This window comes from Microbacterium bovistercoris (assembly GCF_003387575.1).
GTDB classification, from domain to species: Bacteria; Actinomycetota; Actinomycetes; order Actinomycetales; family Microbacteriaceae; genus Microbacterium; species Microbacterium bovistercoris.
Genome location: NZ_QUAB01000013.1, coordinates 71,054 through 97,045 on the forward strand (window position 1 = coordinate 71,054; position 25,992 = coordinate 97,045).

General features: G+C 68.6%; 23 protein-coding genes. 10 read left to right on the forward strand and 13 right to left on the reverse strand.

The annotated features are described in order from the left end of the window. Positions 1–73 precede the first annotated feature (73 nt). The 3 genes from rfbD to rfbA form a co-directional block, all read right to left on the reverse strand. Positions 74–1,453 carry a dTDP-4-dehydrorhamnose reductase gene (gene rfbD / locus DY023_RS02010; protein WP_116240675.1) on the reverse strand — a complete coding sequence of 460 codons (1,380 nt, stop codon included), beginning with the start codon at positions 1,451–1,453 and terminating at the stop codon, positions 74–76. 88 nt (positions 1,454–1,541) lie between these two features. Then, a complete protein-coding gene (gene rfbB / locus DY023_RS02015) occupies positions 1,542–2,537 on the reverse strand; it encodes a dTDP-glucose 4,6-dehydratase (RefSeq protein ID WP_116240676.1) in 996 nt (331 codons plus the stop codon). Then, positions 2,534–3,406 carry a glucose-1-phosphate thymidylyltransferase RfbA gene (gene rfbA, locus DY023_RS02020; protein ID WP_116240677.1) on the reverse strand — a complete coding sequence of 291 codons (873 nt, stop codon included), beginning with the start codon at positions 3,404–3,406 and terminating at the stop codon, positions 2,534–2,536. Before rfbA ends, rfbB begins: the two co-directional genes overlap by 4 nt. A 50-nt stretch (positions 3,407–3,456) precedes the next feature. Here rfbA and galE point away from each other — a divergent pair, with 50 nt between their 5' ends. The 6 genes from galE to DY023_RS02050 all read left to right on the forward strand — a co-directional run bounded on the left by galE (position 3,457) and on the right by DY023_RS02050 (position 10,140). Further along, positions 3,457–4,479: a UDP-glucose 4-epimerase GalE gene (gene galE, locus DY023_RS02025; RefSeq protein ID WP_116240700.1), complete on the forward strand. Its 1,023-nt coding sequence runs from the start codon at positions 3,457–3,459 to the stop codon at positions 4,477–4,479. 83 nt (positions 4,480–4,562) lie between these two features. After that, the gene (locus tag DY023_RS02030) at positions 4,563–5,831 is read left to right on the forward strand and encodes an AAA family ATPase (protein ID WP_116240678.1); all 1,269 of its coding nucleotides are present in this window, start codon (positions 4,563–4,565) and stop codon (positions 5,829–5,831) included. Next, a complete protein-coding gene (locus DY023_RS02035; protein ID WP_116240679.1) occupies positions 5,831–6,442 on the forward strand; it encodes an RloB family protein in 612 nt (203 codons plus the stop codon). Before DY023_RS02030 ends, DY023_RS02035 begins: the two co-directional genes overlap by 1 nt. 71 nt (positions 6,443–6,513) lie before the next feature. Then, on the forward strand, positions 6,514–7,530 hold the full coding sequence (locus DY023_RS02040; RefSeq protein WP_245958543.1) for an LCP family protein: 1,017 nt from the start codon (positions 6,514–6,516) through the stop codon (positions 7,528–7,530). 280 nt (positions 7,531–7,810) lie between these two features. Then, positions 7,811–9,637 (forward strand): sigma-70 family RNA polymerase sigma factor, encoded by a 1,827-nt coding sequence (locus DY023_RS02045; protein WP_181905687.1) that lies wholly within the window; start codon positions 7,811–7,813, stop codon positions 9,635–9,637. Positions 9,638–9,774: 137 nt separating this feature from the next. Continuing rightward, positions 9,775–10,140, forward strand: coding sequence for a response regulator (locus DY023_RS02050; protein WP_116240682.1), 366 nt, complete (start codon positions 9,775–9,777; stop codon positions 10,138–10,140). Positions 10,141–10,202: 62 nt separating this feature from the next. On the opposite strand, the gene glmM is transcribed toward DY023_RS02050, so the two are convergent. The 6 genes from glmM to DY023_RS02080 form a co-directional block, all read right to left on the reverse strand. Then, positions 10,203–11,564, reverse strand: coding sequence for a phosphoglucosamine mutase (glmM, locus tag DY023_RS02055; RefSeq protein ID WP_116240683.1), 1,362 nt, complete (start codon positions 11,562–11,564; stop codon positions 10,203–10,205). Positions 11,565–11,581: 17 nt separating this feature from the next. Continuing rightward, complete coding sequence (gene rpsI, locus DY023_RS02060) at positions 11,582–12,067, reverse strand: 30S ribosomal protein S9 (protein WP_116240684.1); 486 nt, start codon at positions 12,065–12,067, stop codon at positions 11,582–11,584. A 27-nt stretch (positions 12,068–12,094) separates the two neighbouring features. Further along, complete coding sequence (gene rplM, locus DY023_RS02065; protein WP_116240685.1) at positions 12,095–12,541, reverse strand: 50S ribosomal protein L13; 447 nt, start codon at positions 12,539–12,541, stop codon at positions 12,095–12,097. A gap of 181 nt (positions 12,542–12,722) precedes the next feature. Beyond that, positions 12,723–13,409, reverse strand: coding sequence for an endonuclease/exonuclease/phosphatase family protein (locus DY023_RS02070; RefSeq protein WP_116240701.1), 687 nt, complete (start codon positions 13,407–13,409; stop codon positions 12,723–12,725). Next, on the reverse strand, positions 13,409–14,290 hold the full coding sequence (gene truA / locus DY023_RS02075; protein WP_116240686.1) for a tRNA pseudouridine(38-40) synthase TruA: 882 nt from the start codon (positions 14,288–14,290) through the stop codon (positions 13,409–13,411). The genes DY023_RS02070 and truA overlap by 1 nt, the downstream gene beginning before the upstream one ends. Positions 14,291–14,416: 126 nt before the next feature. After that, on the reverse strand, positions 14,417–15,925 hold the full coding sequence (locus tag DY023_RS02080; RefSeq protein WP_116240687.1) for a class I adenylate-forming enzyme family protein: 1,509 nt from the start codon (positions 15,923–15,925) through the stop codon (positions 14,417–14,419). Between the two features lie 121 nt (positions 15,926–16,046). Here DY023_RS02080 and DY023_RS02085 point away from each other — a divergent pair, with 121 nt between their 5' ends. The 3 genes from DY023_RS02085 to DY023_RS02095 all read left to right on the forward strand — a co-directional run bounded on the left by DY023_RS02085 (position 16,047) and on the right by DY023_RS02095 (position 20,207). After that, positions 16,047–16,649, forward strand: coding sequence for a TetR/AcrR family transcriptional regulator (locus tag DY023_RS02085; protein ID WP_116240688.1), 603 nt, complete (start codon positions 16,047–16,049; stop codon positions 16,647–16,649). A 65-nt stretch (positions 16,650–16,714) separates the two neighbouring features. Further along, positions 16,715–18,343 carry an acyl-CoA dehydrogenase family protein gene (locus DY023_RS02090; protein WP_116240689.1) on the forward strand — a complete coding sequence of 543 codons (1,629 nt, stop codon included), beginning with the start codon at positions 16,715–16,717 and terminating at the stop codon, positions 18,341–18,343. A gap of 301 nt (positions 18,344–18,644) precedes the next feature. Continuing rightward, a complete protein-coding gene (locus tag DY023_RS02095) occupies positions 18,645–20,207 on the forward strand; it encodes a dihydrolipoyl dehydrogenase family protein (protein ID WP_116240690.1) in 1,563 nt (520 codons plus the stop codon). A 26-nt stretch (positions 20,208–20,233) separates the two neighbouring features. On the opposite strand, the gene DY023_RS02100 is transcribed toward DY023_RS02095, so the two are convergent. Then, positions 20,234–21,232 carry a helix-turn-helix domain-containing protein gene (locus tag DY023_RS02100; RefSeq protein ID WP_116240691.1) on the reverse strand — a complete coding sequence of 333 codons (999 nt, stop codon included), beginning with the start codon at positions 21,230–21,232 and terminating at the stop codon, positions 20,234–20,236. A 146-nt stretch (positions 21,233–21,378) separates the two neighbouring features. Here DY023_RS02100 and DY023_RS02105 point away from each other — a divergent pair, with 146 nt between their 5' ends. Next, a complete protein-coding gene (locus tag DY023_RS02105; RefSeq protein ID WP_181905688.1) occupies positions 21,379–24,051 on the forward strand; it encodes a M4 family metallopeptidase in 2,673 nt (890 codons plus the stop codon). A gap of 229 nt (positions 24,052–24,280) precedes the next feature. On the opposite strand, the gene DY023_RS02110 is transcribed toward DY023_RS02105, so the two are convergent. The 3 genes from DY023_RS02110 to DY023_RS02120 all read right to left on the reverse strand — a co-directional run bounded on the left by DY023_RS02110 (position 24,281) and on the right by DY023_RS02120 (position 25,821). After that, positions 24,281–24,643, reverse strand: coding sequence for a HepT-like ribonuclease domain-containing protein (locus DY023_RS02110; protein WP_116240693.1), 363 nt, complete (start codon positions 24,641–24,643; stop codon positions 24,281–24,283). After that, a complete protein-coding gene (locus DY023_RS02115; RefSeq protein ID WP_116240694.1) occupies positions 24,633–24,938 on the reverse strand; it encodes a nucleotidyltransferase family protein in 306 nt (101 codons plus the stop codon). Before DY023_RS02115 ends, DY023_RS02110 begins: the two co-directional genes overlap by 11 nt. A gap of 229 nt (positions 24,939–25,167) precedes the next feature. Continuing rightward, complete coding sequence (locus DY023_RS02120) at positions 25,168–25,821, reverse strand: DUF998 domain-containing protein (RefSeq protein ID WP_220347218.1); 654 nt, start codon at positions 25,819–25,821, stop codon at positions 25,168–25,170. Positions 25,822–25,992 lie beyond the last annotated feature (171 nt).

Below are 25,992 nucleotides of genomic sequence, written 5' to 3' on the forward strand. Positions count from 1 at the left end.
ACCATGTCCCCCAAGACATTATCCCCCGGGCTCCCCTCGCGGTCGTTGAGCGAGCGGAGCGAGACGAAACGCGTCAGCCGCCCAGGTACTCCCCGAGCCCCGTGCGCCAGTCGCCCGGCCGGAATCCGGCTGCCTCGATCTTCGCCAGGTCGAGCACGCTGTTACGGGGGCGCGGGGCGACCGGTCCGGACGCGGCGGCGAAGTACTCGCCGGTGCTCACCGGCGTCACCCGCGCCGGGTCGTGACCACCGAGGGCGAAGACCTCGCGGGCGATCTCCGCCCAGCTCGCGGGCTCGCCCGTGCCGGTCAGGTTGTACGTGCCGTACGGCGCCTGCGTTTCGATCAGGTGCCGGATGCCGCGGGCGAGGTCAGCCGTGAACGTGAGACGCCCGAACTGATCGTCGACCACCTTCGGGTCGACGCCGCGGTCGGCGAGACCCGCCATCGTGCTCACGAAGTTCCGTCCGTCTCCGATCACCCAGCTGGTGCGGACGATCCAGTGCCGCGGCACGGTGGCCGCCACGGCGTCTCCCGCGGCCTTCGTCTGCCCGTAGACGCCGAGCGGACTGATCGGGTCGTCCTCGCGATAGGGACGTTCCGACGATCCGTCGAAGACGTAGTCGCTCGAGACGTGCACCAGAGCGAGGCCGTGCTGCGTCGCGATGCGAGCCAGCGCTGCCACGCCCGAGACGTTCGCCGCCCAGGCAGCCGCCCGCCCCTCCGCGGTCTCGGCGGCATCGACCGCGGTGTACGCGGCGGCGTTGATGATCGTGCCGTAGGCGCGCCAATGCCGGGCATCCGGAGCGGTGAGATCGAAGTCGGCGCGCGCGGCGAACTCGATGTGCGCGGCGTCACCCAGCTCGGCGCGCAGCGCCCGCCCGAGCTGCCCATCCGCACCGAGCACGAGGATCTTGCGCGGCGGCACGGGCTCGACATCGACGAGCCGCGGATGCGCTCTGTCCTTGTCGGACAGCACCGCCTCGGTCAGGGGAATCGGCCAGTTCACGGCGGCGGTCTCGTCGGCCAGATTCAGGAACGAGTACTCGGCGTCGGGTGACCAGTGGTCGTTCACCAGGTACGCGTAGACCGTGTCGGGGTCGAGCGTCTGATACGAGTTGCCGACGCCGCGTGGCACGAAGACGGCGCGGTCGGGGCCGACCTCGATCGTGAAGGTCTCGCCGAACGTCGGCCCCTCGCGCAGGTCGACCCAGGCGCCGAAGATCCGGCCGGATGCCACGGAGACGAACTTGTCCCAGGGCTCGGCGTGGAAGCCGCGGGTGGTGCCGGCGGCGGCGTTGTAGGCGATGCTGTTCTGCACCGGGCCGAAGTCGGGAAGACCGGCGGCGACCATCTTCTCGCGCTGCCAGTTCTCCTTGAACCAGCCGCGGTTGTCGCCGTGCACGGGCAGGTCGACGACGAGAAGGCCGGGGATGGGCGTCTCTGTGACCTTCATCGCGAACGCCCTTCGTCTCGCTTCGCTCGCTCAGGGTCCGGCCCACCGGGTCCTGAGCGAGGAGCGCCGGCGACGAGACGAAGGGCGCTCATTGCCCCTTCTCCGCGTAGAAGGCCTCGACGCCGTCCTTGGACGGCGCCCACCAGTCCTCGTGCTCCCGGTACCAGTCGATGGTCGCTCGCAGCCCTGCCTCGAAGTCGCCGTACTTCGGCATCCAGCCCAGCTCCTCGCGCAGCTTGCTCGAGTCGATCGCATAGCGCAGGTCGTGCCCTGCTCGATCGGTGACGTGCTCGTACGCGTCCGGATCCTGCCCCATCAGGGTCAGGATCAGTTCGACCACCGTCTTGTTGTCCTTCTCACCGTCCGCGCCGATCAGGTACGTCTCGCCGATGCGCCCCTTCTCGAGGATGGTCAGCACGGCCGAGGAGTGGTCGTCGGCGTGGATCCAGTCGCGCACGTTCAGCCCGGCGCCGTACAGCTTGGGCCGGATGCCGCGGATCACGTTCGTGATCTGCCGGGGGATGAACTTCTCCACGTGCTGGTAGGGCCCGTAGTTGTTCGAGCAGTTCGAGATCGTCGCCTGCACGCCGAACGAGCGCACCCAGGCCCGCACCAGCAGATCCGAACCCGCCTTGGTCGACGAGTACGGCGAGGACGGGTTGTACGGGGTGCTCTCGGTGAACCGCTCCGGGTCGTCGAGCTCCAGATCGCCGTACACCTCGTCGGTGGAGATGTGATGGAACCGCACCCCGTGCCGACGCACCGCCTCGAGCAGTGTGTACGTGCCGATGATGTTCGTGTCCAGGAACGGACGCGGGTCGTGCAGGCTGTTGTCGTTGTGCGACTCCGCGGCGTAGTGCACCACGGCGTCCGCATCCGCGACCAGGGAGTCCACGACCGCGGCATCCGCGATGTCGCCCCGCACGAACGCGACCCGGTCCTCGGGAAGCCCGGCCAGCGAGGCTCGGTTGCCCGCATAGGTCAGCTTGTCCAGCACCGTCACCCGGTGATCGGTGTGCTCCACGACGTGGTGCACGAAGTTCGACCCGATGAACCCGGCACCCCCGGTGACCAGCAGCTTCATCGTTCTCCCCGTTCCAGCAGCCCCAGCAGATACGCACCGTACCCCGACTTCGCGAGCTGCTCGCCTCGAATGCGCAACTCGTCGTCGGAGAGGAAGCCCTGCCGCCAGGCCACTTCCTCGGGGGCGCCGATCTTCATGCCGGTGCGGCGCTCCATCGTGCGCACGTAATCGCCGGCATCCGTCATCTGGTCGAAGGTGCCGGTGTCCAACCACGCGGTGCCGCGCGGCAGCACCTCCACCTGCAGCTTGCCGCGCTCCAGATACGCGCTGTTGATGTCCGTGATCTCGTACTCCCCGCGCGCACTCGGCTTCAGCGACCGCGCGATCGACACGACGTCGTTGTCGTAGAAGTACAGCCCCGGCACGGCGTAGTTGCTCTTCGGCTGCGCCGGCTTCTCCTCCAGCGACACCGCTGCGCCGGATGCGTCGAACTCGACCACTCCGTACGCCGAAGGCTCCGCCACCCAGTACGCGAACACCGCCCCGCCGTCGACCTGCGAGAACCGCTTCAGCTGCCGTCCGAGCCCCGGGCCGTAGAGCAGGTTGTCACCGAGCACCAGCGCCACGGCATCCGATCCGATGAAATCGGCACCGATCGTGAACGCCTGCGCCAGGCCGTCGGGCGAGGGCTGCTGAGCGAAGCTCAGCGAGATCCCGAACTGCGACCCGTCGCCGAGCAGCCGCTCGAAGTGGGCGGCATCGTGCGGCGTCGTGATGATGAGGATGTCGCGGATGCCCGCCAGGATCAGCGTCGACAGCGGGTAGTAGATCATCGGCTTGTCGTACACCGGCACCAGCTGCTTCGAGACGCCCAACGTGATCGGATGCAGCCGTGTACCCGATCCCCCAGCGAGAATGATCCCCTTCACGCTCCTTATCCTGGCATCCCCTCTCGGCAGGCACAGGTAGTCTCATGCTCGTGCGCATTCTTCTGACCGGCGGTGCCGGCTACATCGGATCCCACGTCGCTCTCGTCCTGCTCGAGGCGGGTCACGACGTCCTGCTGCTCGATGACTTCTCGAACAGCAGCCGCGAAGCGATCGACCGGGTGCAGGACCTCACCTCCCGCACGATCGATGTCATCGAGTGCGATCTCGCGGACCGCGCGGCGGCGGATGCTGCGCTGAAGAAGGAGCACTTCGATGCGGCCATCCACTTCGCCGGGCTCAAGGCCGTCGGCGAATCGGTCGCGAAGCCCTCGGAGTACTACCGCACCAACCTCAACTCCACGCTGAACCTGCTCGACATCATGCGTGAGAAGGACGTGCGCAAGCTGGTCTTCAGCTCGTCGGCGACCGTGTACGGCACCCCCGCCGAGGGGGTCGAGCGGCTCGACGAGACGCAGCCCGTCGGACAGGGCATCACCAACCCCTACGGCTGGACGAAGGCGTTCAACGAGCAGATCATCCGCGATGTGCACGTCGCCTGGCCCGAGCTCGAGGCCGTGCTGCTGCGCTACTTCAACCCGGTGGGAGCGCACCCGTCCGGCCGCATCGGCGAAGACCCCTCCGGCATCCCGAACAACCTCATGCCCTTCGTCGCACAGGTGGCCGTGGGCCGCCGCGACCACCTCAGCGTGTTCGGCGACCAGTACCCCACGCACGACGGCACCGGCGTGCGCGACTACATCCACGTGATGGATCTGGCCGAGGGCCACATGGCCGCCCTCGAGCACCTGAAGGCCGGGGTCGAGACGTACAACCTCGGCTCGGGCGAGGGCCAGAGCGTGCTCGACGTGGTGAAGGCGTTCGGCGATGCCGCCGGCCGCGAGATCCCCTACCAGGTCGTGGCGCCGCGCCCCGGCGACCTGCCCACGACGATCGCCGACCCGACGAAGGCGAACCGCGAACTGGACTGGCACACCACCCGCTCGCTCGCCGAGGCGTGCCGCGACACGTGGAACTGGCAGTCGCAGAACCCGAACGGCTTCGCGGGGGCATGATGCTCCGACCAGGATCCATGCACATATTCGTCAAGATTTGACGAAATAGTGCCTCAAATCGATGGCATGGCTAGAATTTGAGCATGCTCATCCGATTCGAGGTCAGCAACTTCCGTTCGATCGCGGATTCAGTCGCGCTGTCGCTGGTCGCGATCGACTCCGACCAGGAATCGGCACGTCCGCAAGCGCGGCTGAAGGAGCACCTTCTCACGCGCGCAGCGATCTTCGGCCCCAACGCCTCCGGCAAGTCCAGCATCCTCGCCGCCATCGATTGGGTGCGCACGGCGATCCTCGATTCGCTGCGTCGTTGGGACGACGGGATCCCTGTCGAGCCGCACGCTTTCGGCCAGTGGCCGACGAGGACGACTTCTTTCATCCTCGACTTGTCGATCGACGGCGTTCGGCATGAGTACGAGCTCGAGCTCGATTCGGAGCGGGTGCACTACGAGTCCCTGTACGAGTACCCGGAGGGGCGCCGCAAGCGCGTCTTCACCCGCGAAGGAAACGATCTGACGCTCCAGACCGGACTCGGAAAGCTGGCCGGAGCGCGCGAGCTCATCACTGAGCGCACACTCGCCCTGTCGGCGATGCGGAGATTCGGATCACCCAAGGTCGGTCCAGTCATCGACGCCATGACAGACATACAGAACCTCAGCGGTCATTCGTCGCTCCGCCGCTTCCGGCGATATCCCGGTGGGTTCGTGGACCGCATGAGTCGTACCGAGAAGATCTTCGATGCGCCACCCACGCTGTTCGACTTCGATGGCGCCGGTTCGCCCTCGCGGGAGCGCGCTCTCGCGCTCCTTAGGCTCGCCGACCTCGGTATCAGCGACGTCTCGTTTCGCGAAGAACCGGTCGAAGTCGTGGACGGCGACATCCGCATGCGACGCATCCCCCAACTCATGCACGAGACCGGTGATGCAGTTCAGGCGCTGGACCTCCACCAGGAGTCGGAAGGAACCAGCCGCTGGTTCAGCTTGATCGGACCGGCGCTCTGGGCCCTGCAGAACGGGACCATCGTTCTGGTCGACGAGATCGACTCGAGCCTGCATCCTGCTCTGACCGCGGAGCTGATCCGCCTCTTCCGCGACAAGGACACGAATCCAGCGAATGCGCAGATCATCTTCACATCTCACGATACGAGCCTGCTCGCGCATCTGAATCGCGACGAGGTCTGGCTGACGGAGAAACGGCCTGACGGCTCGACGCGGCTCGGAGCCCTCTCGGACTTCGCAGGCGGCCGCATTCGCAAGGGCAAGGACATCGGGGATGCCTACCTCGCCGGGCGGTTCGGCGCGCTCCCTGACACTGACCGCACTGAGCTGATGCACGCGCTCGGCCTCCTGAGCTGATGGCGCGGCGGAAGGGCGGGCGCTCCCTGTCTCGCGGCATCGGGTCGCGCACTGAGAGACGCACGATCTGCGTTTTCACCGAAGGGCGGTTGACGGAGCCTCAATACATCACTGCTCTCAAATCCCTGCCAGGCGTGCGCGACCGCACCTCCTTGAAGATCGAGATCGTCAGCGAGCATGCCGTGCCGCACAGGCTCGTGAAACTCGCGGCCCAGAAGGCGGACGAGCCAGAGGTCGATGAAGTCTGGTGCGTATTCGACATCGATGACCATCCGAATCTCGAAGAGGCGCGACGCATCGCCGAACGGCACGGAGTCAAGGTCGTCGTCTCGAATCCGTGCTTCGAACTCTGGCTGATTCTGCATCATCAGGATCAGACCGCGTCGCTGACCACCGCAGACGCAGAGAGATTGGCACAAGCACTTCCCGGCGTGAGGGACAAATCAATCGACGGCGCAGCCTTTGTCGCTCGTCGCAGAGAAGCGACTGACCGCGCGCTACGACTCGATGAGCGACACGCACGGAACGGGCGAGGATCACCGCATGACAACCCGTCGTCTGGGTTCCCTGCGCTGCTCGATGCGATCGAAGACTCCGCGGGCAAGAGTTGACGTGCGACCACCGCTCGCTCGATCATGCGCCTTAGAGGCGTCCTTACAGCGGAATCCGCGAGAATGATCCGGTGACCGATATTTTCGCGCCCGAAGAGGCGCCTGTGCGCACCCGCCGCCGTCGCTGGCCGTGGGTCATCGTGTTCACGGTTCTGGGGATCATCATCGCGGCCGCTGTGACCGGCGCCGTCTATCTCGGACACCTGTCGTCGCTGTACGACCAGGCCGAGAAGCTGCCTGACTCGCAGGTCTTCCCAGACCCGACGACGCGACCGACTGTCCCCGCTGAGAGTCCCGACGGCAGGAACATCCTGCTTCTGGGGTCGGACACTCGCGGATCCATGGGGAAGAACGTCGAGGACATCCGCGGGCAGCGCTCCGACACGATCATGCTCGTGCACATCCCGTCCGATCGCTCCGGCGTGCAGATCATCTCGATCATGCGCGACAACTGGGTGCCGATCCCCGGCCACGGCGAGAACAAGATCAACGCAGCGCTCTCGTTCGGCGGTGTGCCCCTGCTGGTGCAGACGGTCGAGGGCATCTTCGAGGTGCCGATCGACCACGTGGCCATCGTCGACTTCGAAGGCTTCAAGGGTCTCTCAGAAGCGGTGGACGGCGTCACCCTGAACAACGCCATCCGGTTCTCTTCCGACGGCTTCGACTTCGCCCAGGGTGAGATCACCGTCGAGGGCGACGAAGCCCTCGCCTACGTGCGCGCCCGCTACCCGTTCACCGACGGCGACTACCAGCGCGTGCGCAACCAGCAGGCCTTCGTGAAGGGCCTCGTCGGCGAGCTCATCAGCAAGGACACGCTCACCAACCCGGCGCGCATCGCCGACTCGGTCGGGGCGATCTCGAAGTTCCTCGCCGTCGACTCCGGCCTGAACGCCCAGGTCGCCGCGCAGCTGGGACTCGAGATGAAGGACGTCCGCTCCGAAGACATGATGTTCCTCACCTCGCCGACCAACGGCACCGGCACGGTCGGCGACCAGTCGATCGTGGTGCCCGACTGGGACGGTCTGCGGGCGCTCTCGGACGCGCTGAAGAACGACACGGTGCCGCAGTACGCGGCGACCCAGAAGTAGTTCTCCCCTCCGCGTCACTTTCTGGACGGAGCCCACTCCTCTTCAGTGGGCTCCGTTGCGCGCACCGCGTCCCCCCGAACGGACCCCGTCGATGCAGCCCCGCTGACGGATGCCGGAACTCGAGCCGGCATCCGCGGCTCTGGGGAGGACCCGTGCTGGGGCGCGAGGCCCGGGGCTGCATCGACGTCCTCGTGGAGAGTTCGGAGATAATGAAGGTCTGATCGGGTGCTTCCGGCCGCCCGGTCCCGCGTCGCGGGGGCGACGCGCCTGGGGAGGGACGATGCAGGATCCGCGCAGCGACGCCGAACTGCTCAGTGCGCTCCGCGACGGCGACCGTCAGGCGTACGCCGCGCTCTGGAACCGGCACGTCGGAGCCGCGTACAAGCACGCCCGCCGGCTGTATCCGTCCCGCGCCGACGACCTGGTCTCGGAATCGTTCCTCGCGATCTACCAGCAGGTGACCACCACGTCGAAGGGGCCCACGTTCGCCTTCCGGTCGTACCTGAAGGCGGTGATGCGCAACACCGCGGTGCAGTGGCGTGCGGAGGCCGGCCGCGTCGTCGACAGCGACGACGTCGACCGGGTGGATCCGCGCGACGCGCTCAGCCTCATCGAGCGGGAAGCGGACGCCGCCGACCTGCTCGGCGCGTTCGAGGAGCTGCCCGAGCGCTGGCAGCAGGTGCTGTGGCTGTCGGAGGTCGCCGCCGTGGGCCGCCCCGAGATCGCCCGTCAGATGGGACTCGCACCGAACGCCGTCTCGGCGCTGCAGCGCAGAGCCCGCGGAGGACTGAAGCTGCAGTGGCTCAGCAGGCAGGTCCCGGTGGCGCTGCGCGACGACCAGGCGCATGTCGCCCGTCTGCTCCCCCGGTATCTCGCGGGGCCCGCGGATGCCGCGCTCGGCGCCGAGGTCGACGCACATGTCGCCCGCTGCGCGACCTGCGCCGACGTGCTCGCGGGCATGCGCATCGCCGGCGTACGCCTGCAGAACACGACGCTGGCCGCAGTCGGGTTCGGTGCGCTCGGTATCACCATCCCCGGCATGCCCCCACTCGCCGTGGGCACCGCCGCGGCCGCCGTCGGCTCCGGAATCGCGCTCACCACCGGCCTGGTGGCAGGTGGCCTGGGCGCACTCCTGGTCGGCGGGCTGATCATCACCGGCGCGCTCACCGGAATCATCCCGCCACCGGCTCCGGCCCCGACCGAGAACGTCGCTGCACCGGCCACGCCGGCGCCGGATGCCACGCCCGCGGCATCCGCTCTTCTGCCGTCGCCGGCGCCGAGCCCGACGCCGGAGGCGACAGCGCCGGCGCCCGCGCCCGTCGAGCCGCCGCGCACCGGACGGCACAACGACGATCCGACGATCGACTCGGTCGATCTGGTGGACGACCCCGACACGCTGCCGACCTGGCCGGAGCGGCCGGGTGCGGCAGGACCGGGAGTTCCCGGCCCTGGCACCTCCCCCGGTACGGATCCCGGTGATCCGGCGTCGGCGCCCGCCCCCTCGCCCGGGGTGAGCACGCCCGCCGCATCCACCGGCTATCTCGCGCCCGTGATCGGAGGCGTCGCGAGCACGGGATCCTCCGTCGCCGTCGAGGTCGACGGCACACGCTACACGCCCGCCGTGGCGGGCGACGGCGCGTGGAGCTTCGACCCGCGCGGCCTCGAGCCGGCTGCGGGGACGCACACCTACAGCGTCTGGGCGTACGACGCCGAGACGTCGTCGCCGGTGGTGACCGGCGAGTTCACGGTGCTGCCGATCGAGGTGACCGGGTTCGAGGGCCTCGCCGGCTTCGAGGACATGCAGGTCGAGGAGGCGCAGACCACCGGGCTGGTGATCGCGCTCACGGGCCCCGCGAACGGAACCATCTGGGTGCAGTCGATGACCGGGCACTCCGCGATGATCGCGCTCGACGACACCGGGCACGCGGTCAAGCGCCTGCGCATGAACTCGCGCGGCTGGTACCACCTGACGTTCCGCGCGCTCGACGCCGACGGCTTCTGGGGACCGCCGGTCGAGCGCAGCGTCGACGTCTACGATCCCGACATCATCTTCGACCCGTGGGGCCCGAGCCCCGAGGACATGACGTTCGACTTCGTCGAGCCCTGAGCCGCAGAGCGGTCTCGTTCTGCACACCTGTCGTCCGGTGCCTGTTTCTGCACAGCTCCAGCGTCTGCGGCCTCCGCCGCCCGATGCGTCGCGTAGATTCGGTCGCGCGCCCCGCATGGATCACGCACAATGGAGGTATGTACATGTCCGCCGAACTGATCGCCACGCTGTCAGCGTTCATCACGCTCGGCGTCGGCATGTTCGCCGGGTTCGCGTGGATGCTCCATCGCATGGACACACTCGAGGGGAAGCTCACCGCACGCATCGACGAGAAGACCGACGGACTCGACACGAAGCTCGGCGCGCGCATCGACGCACTCGACACCAAGCTCGACTCTGTCGACAACAGACTCGGCGCCCGTATCGACGCTCTCGAGGCGAAGCTCGACGCTGTCGACGGCAGGCTCAGCGCTCGCATCGAGAGCGTGCAGTCCGAACTCGTCGAGGTGAAGATCGCGATCGCACGCATCGAGCCGCCTCGGCACCTGATCGTCGCACGCTGACGCAGACGAGGAACGCGGGCCCCGGAGCATCCGGGACCCGCGTTCTTTCGTTCAGCAGTGTGTCAGAGCGACAAGTGCGTGCGCACGACCTCGACCAGCGTCTCGGCATGGGCCTGAGCGCTGGCGGCGTCCGCCGCCTCGACCATCACGCGCACGAGCGGTTCGGTGCCAGACTTACGCAGCAGCACCCGTCCGGTCTCGCCGAGCTCAGCCTCGACGGCGCGCACCGCCTCCTGCACACCTGCTTCGTCGTCGACGCGATCCTTGTCGACGCCCTTCACGTTGATGAGCACCTGCGGGTACACCGTCATGACGGATGCCAGTTCGGCGAGGGACTTCCCGGTGCGGGCCATCTCGGCCACGATGTGCAGACCGGTGAGCACGCCGTCGCCGGTGGTGGCGAAGTCGCTCATGATCACGTGGCCGGACTGCTCGCCGCCCAGCGAGAAGCCGTTGGCGTTCATGTCCTCGAGCACGTAACGGTCGCCCACGGCGGTCTGACGCACCGTGATGCCGTGCTCGCGCATCGCGACGTGCAGGCCCAGGTTGCTCATCACCGTGGCGACGAGCGTGTCGTCCTTGAGCTTGCCGCGCTGCTTCATCGACACGGCGAGGATCGCCATGATCTGGTCGCCGTCGACGACGTTGCCGTCGGCGTCGACCGCCAGGCAGCGGTCTGCGTCGCCGTCGTGCGCGATGCCGACGTCCGCCCCGACCCGCACGACCTCGGCGGCCAGCTTCTCGAGGTGGGTCGAGCCCACGCCGTCGTTGATGTTGATGCCGTCGGGATCGGCGCCGATCACGGTCACCTTCGCGCCCGCGGTGCGGAACGCCTCGGGCGATGCGCCGGATGCTGCGCCGTTGGCGCAGTCCAGCACCACGTGCAGGCCGTCCAGGCGGTGCGGCAGCGAGCCCAGCAGATGCAGGACGTAGCGGTCCTCAGCATCCGAGAACCGGCGCACACGACCCACGTCCGCGCCCGTGGGCTCCAGCATCGGACCGGTCATCGCCTCTTCGATGCGCTGCTCCACGACGTCGGGCAGCTTCACTCCGCCGCGGGCGAAGATCTTGATGCCGTTGTCGGGCGCGGGGTTGTGCGACGCCGAGATCATCACGCCGAAGTCGGCGTCGATGTCGGAGATCAGGAACGCGGCGGCCGGGGTCGGCAGCGTGCCGGCATCCAGCACGTCGACGCCCGAAGACGCGAGACCCGCCTCGACGGCGGCGCTGAGGAAGTGCCCCGAGATGCGGGGGTCGCGGGCGACCACTGCAGTGAGGCGTTTGCCGGCGGCCTTGCGGGCCTCGGCAATACGGCCCTGGCCCAGGACGACGGCAGTCGCCTGGGCCAGGGTGAGCGCAAGTCCGGCGGTGAGGGTCTCGCCATTGGCGAGACCCCGCACGCCGTCTGTACCGAACAGTGCCATGTAGGACTGTGAGCGGATCAGCGCTTCGAGTACTGAGGAGCCTTGCGGGCCTTCTTGAGACCGGCCTTCTTGCGCTCGATGACGCGAGCGTCGCGCGAGAGGAAGCCGGCCTTCTTCAGGGTCGGGCGGTTGTTCTCGGCGTCGATCTCGTTCAGCGCACGGGCGATGCCCAGGCGCAGAGCACCGGCCTGGCCGGAGTCGCCGCCACCCGAGATGCGGGCGATGACGTCGTAGGCGCCGGTGAGGTTCAGAACCGTGAACGGGTCGGTGATCAGCTGCTGGTGCAGCTTGTTCGGGAAGTAGTCCTCGAGGGTACGGCCGTTGACCGTGATCACGCCGGAGCCGGGGACGAGGCGCACGCGGGCGATGGCCTGCTTGCGACGGCCCACGGCTGCGCCCGGGACGCTGAGAACGCGCGGAGCGGCGGTCTCGACGACCTCGGACTCAGGAGTCGAGGTGGAGAAGTTCTGCGGGAAGTCGGTGGAGTCCTGGATTTCAGCCACGAGTATGTCCTTAGTGAGAAGCGGCGCTTACTGGGCGACCTGGTCGAGGGTGTACGGCGTGGGCTGCTGCGCGGAGTGCGGGTGCTCGGCACCGGAGTACACCTTCAGCTTGGTGAGCTGCTGAGCGCCCAGCTTGTTCTTCGGGAGCATGCCGCGGACGGCCTTCTCCACGGCGCGGACCGGGTTCTTCTCGAGGAGCTCGGCGTAGGTGGTCGACTTCAGACCGCCCGGGTAGCCCGAGTGGCGGTAGGCGATCTTCTTCTGGAGCTTCTGACCGGTGAGCGCGACCTTGTCGGCGTTCACGATGATGACGAAGTCACCCATGTCCATGTGGTTGGAGAAGGTGGGCTTGTGCTTGCCGCGCAGGAGCGCGGCGGCGTGCGAGGCCAGGCGGCCGAGAACGACGTCAGAGGCGTCGATGACGACCCAGTCACGCTGAGCTTCGCCAGCCTTGGGGGTGTAAGTGCGCGTCACGATAGTGCTGCTTTCTTAGATTCGAACGGAGAGGTTCGTGAATCCCGCTCCGGGGTGGTTTCCCTCGAGGAGGGGAACACGCCAGTGGAGGGCTCACGTTCGTCGCGCCTGTCGACGGACACACCGATGACAGGCACCAAAGGGTTAGCTTACGGCATGCGGCATCCGTCTTGCAAAACGATCAGTGCGCGCGCGACGCCGTCGCGCGCGTCGCCGTGATCAGGATCGGGCGGTGATCGCTCACGCCCTGCGGCAGCGTGTGCACCGTGTCGACCCGGAAGCCCACCGAGGTCGCGAAGTCGTAGTGCCCTCGGAAGACGCGATATCGCGTGTAGGTGTGCTCGTCGCTGAGGGTCAGCATGTAGCCGTGCTCGCGGATCGTCGCGCCGAGGTTCTCCTTGAACACGGGGTAGTTGTAGTCCCCCGCCATGATCACCGGCAGCCCGTGGCCCATCTGGTCGAGCTCGGCCAGCGCCGCACGGATCTGCTGGCGCCGCAGCGAGTTCAGCGCTGTCAGCGGCGCCGCATGGAACGATGCCGCGATGAACTCGTATCCGTCGTCGATGTCGTGCAGGCGCACGGCGACCACCCGCTCGTGCGCCGGCCGCGCGATGCGGTCGTGCAGGGATTTCTTCAGCCCGATGGTGCGCACGTCCGTCGCGCGGTACATGTCGGGACGGTAGAACACCGCGATACCCAGCCTGTTGCCTGCGGTCCCATGCGCGAGCACCATGCCGACGATGTTCTCCGGCAGTGCCTCGACGTCCGCCTCCTGCAGGCAGAGCAGGTCGGGCGTGTGCTCGGCGACCAGCGTCTCGAGCTCGTGCGCGGCCGCGTGCTTGCGCAGGTTGTAGGAGATGATCCTCATCATCCGTCGCCCTCGTCGTCCGGGCCCCTGAGCCTGTCGGATGGCAGGCTGCGACGCCCGCGCGTCTGCTCGGCTCGGGATGCCAGCAGTTCATCTGCAGGGTACCCGACCTCGGTGAGACTCAGCCCCCGCGCCGCCAGCACCTTGAACGCGCTGGTGCGGGTGAGCTCGTCACGCAGCCGCACGACATCGGCGACCTCGAGACGCCCCTCACCCACCGCCGCGCACGCGCCGACGAGCGCGCGCACCATGCTGTGGCAGAACGCATCGGCTTTGACCTCGGCGATCAGCACGCCGTGGTCATCGCGCATCCACCGGTAGTCCAGCAGGGTGCGGATGGTCGTCGCCTCCTCGCGGGGTTTGCAGTACGCCGCGAAGTCGTGCAGTCCGATCAGGGTCCGCGCGGCGGCATCCATCGCCTGCTCGTCGAGCGCGGACTTGATCGCCGTGGTGTCGTGCCGGCGCATCGGGTCGTAGCCGCTCGTGGCGTCGGCGAGCCGGTACCGGTACCGCCGCCACACCGCGGAGAACCGGGCGTCGAATCCCTCCGCGGCGATCGCGGTGCGACGCACCGTGACGTCGGGGTACGCGCCGAGCGCGCCCCGCATCCGGTGCGCGAGCGAGCCGGCCGGATCATCCGCCGCGCGACCGTGCCGCGACTGCAGTCGCGCGTACTGCGCGTCGTCGAGGTCGACGTGCGCGACCTGACCGGATGCGTGCACTCCGGCATCCGTCCGTCCGGCGACGACGAGCTGCGCGTCGGAGCCGACGATGCGCGTCAGGGCGTCCTCAAGTGTGCCCTGCACCGTGCGCAGACCTGGCTGCTTCGCCCAGCCCCGGAAGTGGGTGCCGTCGTAGGCGATGTCGAGACGGATGCGCACGTTCCCAGGGTACGGCGTGGACTCGGCTCCCCACGCCCCGTTTCCCCCTGCTCCGGTCCCAACGGATGCGGGTGTTTCCGCCCGAGCACCCGCAACGAGTGAGACCGGAGCAGCTGAAGGGCCGCGCTACGCGACCAGTTCCGCCCGCAGCACGTGCTTCGTCACCTTGCCGGAGGGGTTGCGCGGCAGCGCCTCGCGCACGATCAGCTCGCGCGGGATCTTGTACTTCGCGAGATGCTCGGCCAGGAACAGGCGCACCTCGTCGATCGACAGGTCGCCGGATGCCTCGACGACGGCCACGACCGTCTCGCCCCACTCCTCGTGCGGGCGACCGACGATCGCGGCATCCACGACGGCCGGATGCTGCCGCAGGGCCTCCTCCACCTCGGGCGAGTAGACGTTCTCGCCGCCGGTGATCACGACGTCCTTGAGCCGGTCGACGATGAACAGGTAGCCGTCGGCGTCGACCCGGGCGAGGTCGCCGGTGCGGTACCAGTCGCCCTCGAAGACGGCGTCGGTCGCGGCGTCGTCGTTCAGGTATCCGGCCATCCGGGTCGCGGAGCGCATCCACAGCTCGCCGATGTCGCCGGCGGTCGCGTCGGCGCCTGTCTCGTTCACCACCCGGATGTCGACGCCCGGCATCCCGCCGGCGCCGATCGAGCCGGCCTTCTCGATCTGCTCGGCCGGGTACAGCGCGGAACCCACCGGCCCCATCTCGCTCATGCCGTACACCTGGTAGAACGCATCGGTGTCATATGCCTTCTGCAGCATGCGCACGGTGTCGGCGCCCATCGGCGCTCCGCCGTAGGCCCACAGCCGCATCGACGAGAGGTCGAAGTCGCCGAGGCTCATCCCGACCGACGGCAGCACCTTGAGCGGCGCGAGATAGGCGATGGGAGCTCCGAAGAACGCTGTGACGCGGTGCTGCTGCACCGCCTGCAGGAAGTGCACCGGGTGGTACTCCTTCAGCAGCACGGCCGTGCCACCGAGGTACATCATCGACAGGAACCAGTTGTTCAGCGGTGAGGCGTGCCAGATCGGCATGGCGATCAGGAAGCGGTCCTCGCGCTGCAGACCGACTGCGGCGGTCGTATACGCGGGTACGTTGGCGAGGCCTGCGTGGGTGTGCAGGCATCCCTTCGGGCTGCTCGTCGTGCCCGACGTGTAGAGCACCTGCGCGATCTGGTCGCCCTCGACCTCCACGCCGTCCCACTCCTCGGCGGCGGCGACAGCGGCATCGAAGGAGCCCGATCCGTCGTCGGCGATCGTCAGCACCCGGGCATCCGGCGCACCTTCGCGTACGCGATCCGCGAGATCGACGTCGGCGACGACGACCTGCAGCCCGGCGTGCGCGGCGACATAGGCGACCTCGCGGGCCGTGAACTTGTGATTCACCGGCACCAGCGCGGCGCCCGCGCGCCAGAGGCCGAAGGCCGCGACGGCGAACGCCGGGGTGTTGAACGCCATCACGCCGACGCGGTCACCGGGCTGCACGCCGGCAGCGCGGAACACGGCGGCGGCGCGGCGAGACGCCGCCAGCAGCTGCCGGTAGTCGAGCGTGCCGAGGTCGGAGACGATCGCGGGCTTGTCGGGGAAGGTGCGAGCGGAGCGCTCCAGCATCCAGGTCAGGTTCATCGGGTCCTCACGTCGTCGTGTCGGGTGGTCGGCGGCATTGCCTCGGGTGTTGAATCGTGATTCAATTCCGATATTGAATCACGATTCAGTCGAGTTGTGAACCGGAGCTAAGGAGCACGGGATGGCGCAGCGTCGCGAAGCAGGACGCCGGGAGGACCTCATCGAGGCAGCCACGGCGATCGTCCGGGACTCCGGGTTCGGGGCCGCATCGGTCAAGGCCGTGACCGCTCGCGCGGGCATGAGCGCCGGCCTGCTGTACAGCTATGCGGACGGGGTCGACGATGTGCTCGCTGAGGTGTTCCGGCGCTGCGCCGGCACCGAGCTCGCCGCGGTGGACCGGGCCGTCCTCGCCTCCGAACGCACGGATGCCGCAGGGCGCCTGCTCGCGCTGATCGAGACCTTCGCGCGGCGCGCGCTGCGCGGCGGCCGCCTCGCGTGGGCGCTGCTGGTCGAACCGGTCGGCCGCGCGATCGACGAGGAACGCCTCGCCTACCGCCGCGGCTATGCCGACATCCTCGCGGAGATCGTCACACAGGGCGTGCGCGACGGATCGTTCGCCCCGCAGCATCCGCAGATCACCGCCGCAGGTCTCGTCGGCGCGATCGGCGAGGCCCTGGCCGGGCCGCTCACGCCCGTCAGCGCGGACGAGGACGACCCGGATGCCGTCGTCGCGGCGATCTCCGAACTGTGCCTGCGCGCCGTCGGCGCCGCCCCCGAGAAGTAGTCGTCCGAGTCACCCTGGGTCCCTGAGCCTGTCGAAGGGTCCGAGCCCCATCCCGAGAAGGAATCATGAGCACGCACGAGGTCTTCAACCAGTCCCCTGCCCGCGTCGACGTCGACGAGTACGGCGCCAACGTCGCCCTCGTCGAGGGCGTCGCCCGGTACGACGCCGCCTGGGCGCACGAAGGACTGCACGCCACGGGCATCCGGGTCGGGACGGCCGACTTCCAGGCCGACGCGCGCCGCGCGAATCGCAACAAGCCCCAGCTGCACACGCACGACCGCTGGGGCAATCGCATCGACGAGGTCGAGTACGACCCGTCGTACCACCGCGTGATCTCGGCCGCCGTCGCCGACGGTGCGCACGCCAGCGCCTTCGCCGACCCGCGGCCCGGCGCGAACGTCGCGCGGGCGGCATCCTTCATGCTCTCCGCGCAGATCGAGCCGGGGCACGCCTGCCCGGTGTCGATGACGCACTCGGCCGCGCCGGTGATCGCGCAGCATCCATCCGTCGCTGAGGAATGGATGCCGCGTGTGCTGTCGCGCTCGTATTCGCCCGACCTCGTGCCCGGCAAGCAGAGCGCCCTGCTCGGCATGGCGATGACCGAGAAGCAGGGCGGGTCGGACGTGCGGGCGAACACCACCGTCGCTGTGCCGATCGGCGACGGCCGGTACGAGCTGACCGGGCACAAGTGGTTCTGCTCGGCGCCGATGTCGGACGGCTTCCTCGTGCTGGCGCAGGCGCCGGGCGGGCTGTCGTGCTTCCTGCTGCCGCGGCTGCGCGAGGACGGCAACCGCAACGCGATGCGCATCATGCGACTGAAGGACAAGCTCGGCAACGCGTCGAACGCGTCGAGCGAGGTCGAGTACTCCGGAGCCGTCGCGCACCTGCTCGGCGAGGAGGGCCGCGGCGTGCGCACCATCATCGAGATGGTCACGAACACCCGGCTGGACTGCATCCTCGGGTCGCTCGCCGGCATGCGGCAGGCCGTCGCCGAGGCGTCGTGGCACGCCAGGCACCGCGCCGCCTTCGGACGGATGCTGATCGACCAGCCCGCGATGACCGGCGTCATCGCCGACCTGCAGCTCGAGGTCGAGGGAGTCACGGCCGCCGCGCTGCGGCTCGCCCGCGCCTACGACGCGGATGCCTCGGAGCAGGATGCCGCCTTCACGCGACTGGGCACGGCCGTGATGAAGTACTGGGCGTGCAAGCGCGGCCCGGCGCACGCGGCCGAGGCGCTGGAGTGCCTCGGCGGCAACGGCTACACCGAGGACTTCCCGCTCGCGATGCGCTACCGCGAACAGCCGGTGATGGCGGTGTGGGAGGGCTCGGGCAACGTGATCGCGCTCGACGTGCTGCGCGCGCTCGGCCGCGAGCCGGGCGCGTTCGAGGCGTTCGACGCCGAGGTCTCGCTCGCTCGCGGGGCGGACGCCCGGCTCGACGCGCACCTGGCCCGCACACGCGCACTGGTGCGGGAGGTGGCGACGGATGCTGCGCCCGAGGCGCGCGCCCGGGAGCTGGTCGCGGCGCTGGCTCTGGCGCTGCAGGGGTCGCTGCTCGTGCAGCATGGGCCTGCGGCCGTGGCCGACGGGTTCGTGGCATCCCGTCTCGGCGGCGGGTCCGGTTTCGCGACCGGCGCCCTCTTCGGCGCCCTGCCGGCCGGGGTCGACGCCGCCGCGATCGCCGCCCGCGCCTGACCCGCGGCTGCCCGGCGGATCCGGGCCGCATGCAGAACCGACCGCGCGGTCGAAAACGCACCCTCACGCCGCCGCCGCGCTGAGAAACCGACCGCGCGGTCGAAAACGCACCTCGGCACGAGGCGCGAACGCACGCCGCACCCGCAACGAGTGAGACCGGAGCATCCCGACGGCCAAGCTTCCCTCGGCTCCGGTCCCAACCGATGCGGGTGCTCCACCGCCGGAACCCGCAACGAGTGAGACCGGAGCGTCGGAAGCACCTGCGGAGTACCATGGCGACCACCGCGCGGAAGGGGCTCCGATGCAGACCGAATACGACCTGATCGTGCTGGGCGGCGGAGCCGTCGGCGAGAACGTGGCAGACCGAGCGGTGCGGGGCGGCCTGTCCGTCGTGATCGTCGAGGACGAACTCGTCGGCGGCGAGTGCTCCTACTGGGCGTGCATGCCCTCGAAGGCCCTGCTCCGCCCTGCAGCGGCCCTGCGAGCGGCGCGGCGCGTTCCGGGCGCAGCCGCCGCGATCACCGGAGACCTCGACGTCGCCGTCGTCTTCGCCGGTCGCGACGAGGTGACCAGCCATTGGCACGACGACGGCCAGGTGCGCTGGCTCGAGGGTGCGGGCATCGACCTCATCCGCGGCCACGGCAGGTTCATCGGACCGAAGCAGGTCGAGGTCGCGGCCGCGGGGGTCGTGCTCACCGCCCGGCACGCGGTGGCCGTCGTCACGGGGTCGCGGGCGGCGATCCCCGACATCCCCGGGCTGCGCGACTCGAACCCGTGGACCAGCCGCGAGGCCACGAGTGCGAAGCGCGCCCCCGCCAGCCTGGCCGTCATCGGCGGCGGAGTCGTCGCCGCCGAGATGGCCGCCGCATATGCGTCTTTCGGAACCGAGGTCACGGTGATCGCCCGCGGACGGATGCTCGGAAAGCTCGAGCCGTTCGCCGCCGAGCTCGTCGTCGCCGGTCTCCAGGAGCAGGGCGTGCGCATTCTCACCGACACGTCACCGATATCCGTCGACCGCGACCCGGACGGCGTGCACATCGCGCTCGACGAAGAGACCATCACCGCTGAGGAGGTCCTGGTCGCGACCGGCCGCTCCCCCCGCACCGACGATCTCGGCCTCGAGTCGATCGGCTTGAAGCCCGGCGGCTGGCTGTCCACCGACGACACCATGCTGGTGTTCGACTTCGACTGGCTGTACGCCGTCGGTGATGTCACCCGTCGCGCTCTGTTCACCCACCAGGGCAAGTACCAGGCCCGTGCTGCCGGCGATGTGATCGCCGCCCGCGCGACCGGTGCGCCGGTCGATGACGCGCCCTGGGGTGCGCATGTCACCACCGCCGATCACCACGCCGTGCCGCAGGTCGTATTCACCGACCCCGAGATCGCCGCGGTCGGCCTGACGGCGGCGGAGGCGGATGCCGCGGGACTGCGCACCCGTGTGATCGACTACGACCTGTCGTGGCTGGCGGGCACCTCCGTGCACGCCGTCGGCTACCGCGGCCAGGCCCGGATCGTCGTCGACGAGGGACGGCGGGTGATCGTCGGCGCGACCTTCGCCGGTCCGGATGTCGCCGAGCTGGTGCAGGCGGCGACGATCGCGATCGTCGGCGAGGTGCCGATCGACCGGCTGTGGCACGCGGTGCCCGCGTATCCGACGATCAGCGAGGTCTGGCTGCGCTTGCTCGAGGCCTACGGGCGGCCGGCGGCGCCTGCGCAGCATCCGCATCACATCCCCGCACCCGGCGAGCCGAGCATCCCCGAGATCGAGGTCGATGAGAACATCGCGCCGCGCCCCGAGGAGGAGGCCGCAGACCTGAACCGCGCCGAGCCGGACGTCGCCGACCACACACACGACCGGCGCTAGCCGCGTTCGATTCGGAAGCCCGGTGGTCAGTCCAGCCAGCCCCGGCGCGCCGCCTGCAGCCCGGCCTGGAACCGCGTCGTCGCATCCAGCCGTTCGATCACGGCGTTGATGCGGCGACGGGCGGTGTGCACGTGCACGTCCAGCTGCCGCGCGATGGCCTCGTCCTTCAGGCCGCTGGCCAGCAGCGCGATCAGCACTCGCTCGTCGTCGGTGGGCGGCGCGTTCCTCGCATCCGATGAGATGGATGCCGCGGCGCCGAGCGGCACCGCTGTCTCCCACAGCATCTCGAACAGCGGCAGCAGGGCGTTCATCAGCAGGCCGTCGTGCACGACGAGCGCCTGTTCCAGCGGGTCGGCTGCCGCCGAGGGCGGGATCAGTGCGGTGGTCCTGTCGATGAGCATCAACTTCGTCGGCACGGTCGCATGCATGCGGACGCCCATACCGCCCTCGGCGAGCTCGGTGACCGCCGCCAGACGCCCGGGGGCGTCGAGCCCCGCCTTCGCGAACACGTTGCGCACCCGCACACCCCGCGCGACGGCCATCCCCGCCCTGGTCGCCGCGACGGTCCGCGGACCCTCCGGGTCGTCCTCCTCGGGCTCGACCTCGGGCTGAGCGTAGGGCGGCGCGTTCAGGACGAGGATCTCGGTGCGCGCGGAGTCGACCAGGTCGTCCGCGCGCCGACGGATCTGCTCCGCTCCGGCTACCAGCTCGATGCCGTGCGCGGCGAGCGTCCCGGGCGATGCCGCCAGCTCTGCGACGACGCGGTTGATGCCGCCCGCGGCCGTCTCGAGCTCGGCCAGCCGCAGGTGCGCCTGAGCGATCTGCGCGTGCAGGGCAGTGCGCAGTGCCGTGCCCGGCGCGACCGCCTGCCCGTGCGAGAGGAAGCCGGCTTCGACCAGACGCGCACGCTGGGCAGCGGTCGCGGCATCCGCGGCATCCATGCCCTCGGCGAGCACGCGCCGGTACAGGGCGAGGTCCTCGTCCTCGAGACCCGTCCAGGACAGTCCGTCCACCGCATCCGTCATTCAGGACCACCTTGCCCACTTCTCTGCACTGCCCAGAAGTGGACGAGTCAGAGCATTGCCTTTGTCGAAGCCATGGCAATTCAATGAGGGAAAGGCTCGCGATGACGCGGCCGGCTCCCCACACCATCACCACTGGAGATTCTCCCATGTCGAGACAACGCACTCGTCTGATCGCGGTCACCTCCGCGTTCGGCGTCGCCGCGTCCTTGGCGATCGCGCCCGTCGCGTTCGCCGACGATGCCACTGACCCGGTCGACACGCCGACCACGGACACGCCCTCGCAGGTCCTGGACATCAACGCCGAGGTGCAGACGACGGATGCGGCGAAGGCCGCGACCACGTACCTCGCCGACAACAAGGACACGTTCGGCATCGACACCTCCGACGTGAAGGTCGTCGGCACGGCCGGCTCGCAGGGCACCGAGACGGTCCGCCTGCAGCAGACCGTGAACGACGTCCCGGTGTTCGGCGCCCAGTACCTCGTGCACATGAAATCGGATGCCGACAGCACGACGATCCTCAGCGCGAACGGCACGTACCTGACCGACCTCGACGTCGATACGACGGCGGATGCCACGGCCGAGCAGGCCGCAGCGCAGGCCGAGGCGTACATCCGCGAGCAGCTGATGCGCGGCAAGATGGTCGCCGGCGACCCGCTGAAGGTCGAGACGAAGTCCGAGGGGCTCGTCGTCGTGCCGGACGGCTCGGGCGCGCTCGCGTACAACATCCAGGTCAGCACCTCGAACCCCGAGGACGGCACGCCCGTCATCAAGAACGTGTACGTCGACGCCGACACCGCGTGGCCGATGTTCGCGCTCGACGCGATCCACATGCAGGACTGGACCGGAGACCCGGTCGAGGGCACCGGTGTGCTCACCTCGGGTGAGAAGGTGTCGCTGCAGCTGACCAAGAACCACGACAACCAGTACCTGTTCCTGGACCAGTCGCGCCTGCCCGGATCCGAGGCTGAGGTCGCGACCTTCGACGGAAGCAAGTACGAGGTCACGCAGCTGGCCGGCGTCTGGCCGAAGAGCCTGACCGACATCTACTGGGGCTCGACGCCCGACTTCGGGAGCGCAGCGACGGATGCCGGGCTCGTGGACGCGCACGTCAACGCAGGCAAGGTGCTGGACTACTACAAGGGTCTCGGCCGCGACGGCCTGGACGGCAAGGGCACCGACGTCACCTCGGTGGTCGGCGTGACCTACTACCACCAGCCGTTCGTGAACGCCTTCTGGGACGGCAAGAAGATGGTCTACGGCTCGGGAGACGCCGAGTACAGGCCGATGTCGTCCGAGGTCGACGTGGTCGGCCACGAGATGACCCACGGCGTCATCGAGCACACCGCCAGCCTGGTCTACGCGGGCCAGTCCGGCGCGATGAACGAGGGTTTCGCCGACTACTTCGGCAACGCGCTCGACGTGCAGGAGTCCGGCATGTCGATGGACGACCCGAACGCGGGCCTGCTCGGCGAGGACCTCTGCCGCACGCTCTCGCCGCGCGACTGCGCGATGCGCGACCTGGCCGACGGCCGTCACATCTCGACCTACCTGGGCATGCCGCTCGAGCAGGACAACGCGGGCGTGCACTACAACTCGACGATCTTCTCGGGCGCCCTGTGGGACATCCGCAAGAACATCGGCGGCGAGAAGGCCGACGCCCTCGTCTATAAGGCGCTCAGCGAGTACATGACCCCGCTCGACGACTTCGTCGCCGGACGCAAGGCTGTGGAGCAGGCCGCGCGCGACCTGAAGATGCCGATGGGGCCGGTCGAGTCGGCGTTCAACAAGCACGGCATCAAGGAGAACTGGCAGCAGCTCGCCGGCGACTCCACGCGCCTGATGAAGGACATCTGGACCGAGCGCACCGGACCGGCTGCGGCCGGTGGCTGGTGGGTCATGTCGCAGACCAGCGTGAACCAGGAGCCGTACGCGATCTACTCCGGCCGCACCGACGGCACCGGCGAGAGGATCAAGATCTCGGACGCGCTGCCCGACCAGCGCCCCGACATGCCCAAGCGCTACAACGTGCTGCCGGCCACCGACGGCAAGAACGTCGCCTGGTGGGCGTGGGGCTCGACGCAGGCCAACCTGATGATCGCGCCGGTCGACGGCAGCGGTGAGCCGAAGCAGATCGGCTTCGCCAGCAGCCCGTCGTTCCTGAACATCGACGGCGACTGGGTCACCTGGACCTCGCCGGTGTACGGCAGGCCGAAGCAGTATTACGTGAACGTCAACGAGCCGAACAAGGTGATCCCGGTGGACACCACGTACCACATCGGCAGCGCTTACGGCTCGATCAACGACGGCCGCATGGTGTACATGAAGAGCTGGCCCGACGCCCAGGGGTATCACCTCAACCTCTTCGTGCGCGATCTCGCGACCGGCACCGAGACGATGATCCCGGAGATCACGCCGGATGCGAACAACCCGAACGCCGGCCTGTACGCACCCAAGGCGCTGGACGACCGCATCGTGCTCGGCGCCGACCTGAAGGCCGGCCCGCGCACCGGGATCATGTCGATGAACTGGGAGGGCGGCGACCGCAAGGTCATCGTCGACGAGCTCAGCGACGACGCACCGGTGCTCGGCGGCTACGAGGCGACCGATCAGGCCGTGACCTTCGAGGACTGGCCGGGCGACATGCCGCCGAAGGTCTTCCAGGTCGGCATCGACGGCGGCGACGTCCTGCCGATGTCGTGCGCGACGGGAATGCAGCTGCCTGTCGCCGCCGACGAGGGCACCCGCGCGGTGTGGCTGGACACCTCGTACGGCGACACCTCGCTGGTCGTGCGCGACAAGCCGCGCCAGCAGTGCTGACGCAGTAACAGCGGATCGAAGGGTCCGGCGGGCGAATGCCCGCCGGACCCTTCTGTGTTGTGGGGCGCGTCTGTGGTGTGGGGCGCGTCTGCGTCCGGCATCCGCGGTGATGCAAGGAGGTTCCTGCAGGTGCTCGGGCGCGGCCAGAGGCACTTACCTCTTCCCACGCGTGGGGCAGCAGTTGCCGCGGCATCCGGGCATGAATGAGCGGGTCTTGAACCCGGCGACCTCACGACGATGAGTCGTGCGTCGTCTCCTCGCCGAGCAGCAGATCCAACCGGGAGATCAGTTCCGGGATCCGTTCGGATGCTGCCACCCAGACGACGCCGTCATCGACGACCGCATAGGCGTGCGCCAGCACGTTGCGCAACCCGACGATGCGATGCAGCTCCGGGATCTGGTCCGCTGTCTCGGCATCCACTCGGCGCAGGCTGTTGAGCGCTTCTCCCACGATCTCGAGCTGACGTTCAACGGCCGAGCGACGAAGCGCGTCGGAGCGGTAGCCGATCTCATCGAGACCACTGACAAACTCCGTGACCCGCTTCGCAGCTTCCCGCGCGTCCCAGAGGAGTGCTGCAGCCTCAGGCCGCATAGAGTTCCTTCGCCGATGCGAGCGCCCGCTCTCGGAAGTACGGATTGCGCACAGCATCCGACATCACCAGGTCAACCGTGCGTCCGAAGAAGCACTCAAGGTCCTCCTTCAGGCCGAAGTAGGCGTCGAATGCGTCATCCGAGTCGGGCGCGAGATCGACGAGTAGGTCGACGTCGCTCCGCTCAGGATCGAAGTCGCCCGTGACCGCCGACCCGAAGACTCGAAGGCGCCGGACACCGTGAGAACGCGCGATGCGCGCGAGCTCATCCGCATCCACCTCGATCTTCAAGCCCATGCTACGAGTGTACCGACCCCGGTACGAGAAGGTCCGCGAACCTTCTACTCGATGCCGTCGCCTGGTGTTACTCGAACGGCGGCGACTGGATCCGTCGCGTCGCGCTGTAGCCGAGCACGAGAAGAGCCCCGTGCCGAGAAGGGCCACTCCCTCCGGTGTCAGCGTAAACTCCATCAGCATCCGCGCCAGTACTGCGCCCCAAACGCTGGGTCTGCTGAGCCGGTCCGCACTACCTGCCGTCCGGATGCGGCACAGTGCGATAAGCCCAAACAGAGGCTAGCGCCAACCACGCGAAGCTGCCCACGACCGCGAGCCACAGGAGTGCCACGCCTGCGGGCCCGGAGGAGAGCGCCGCCCCTGCCGCGAACGCCACGACGATGATGAGGCCTACGACACGGGAGAGCATCGCGCGCCTCTTCTCTTCGCAGGCGCTGAAGTGGCGGGCGAGGAGGAGTGCGGCCACGGCGAACGCGACGAACTCGGCGGCGCCGAGTGCGAGGTGCAGCATGCCACTGACGCTCATGCTCGCCTCGGCTCCAGGTGGGAATCCCTCGACAGGGTCCGGGCGAAACACGCCCGCCAGTCCGATCGCCACGCCAGCTACGATGATCGCGCCTCCTGCGCCACGACCGCGGCCCTGGATCGCCCGCAGCATGCCCCACCCGGCGACGACCACCATGATGCCGGTGAGTGCGAAGTTCAGAGTCTGCGGCCAGCCACCCTCGCCGAGGGTGAGCAGGCTCAACGCGTGCGCCGAAAGATCGAAGCCCTCGCGGGTGAGCGCAAGGATCAGGCCGAAGACCAGGTAGAACGGACCAGCGACGACACCCCATCCGAGCATCGATCGGGTGATCGCCGCGCGCGAGTCGAATCCATCAGCCATGATGGAACGATAACCGAATAATCTGAAATCCGAAAGACCTTGAATCGCACTCTCAGGACTCACTGGAAAGAGACGGGACTGCTGCACGGATAGGTGACAGTTTCGGTTAGGCCGCAAGGACCAGGTTCTGGTTCATGATGGTCTCGAATTCGACGGGCGTCAAACGGCCCA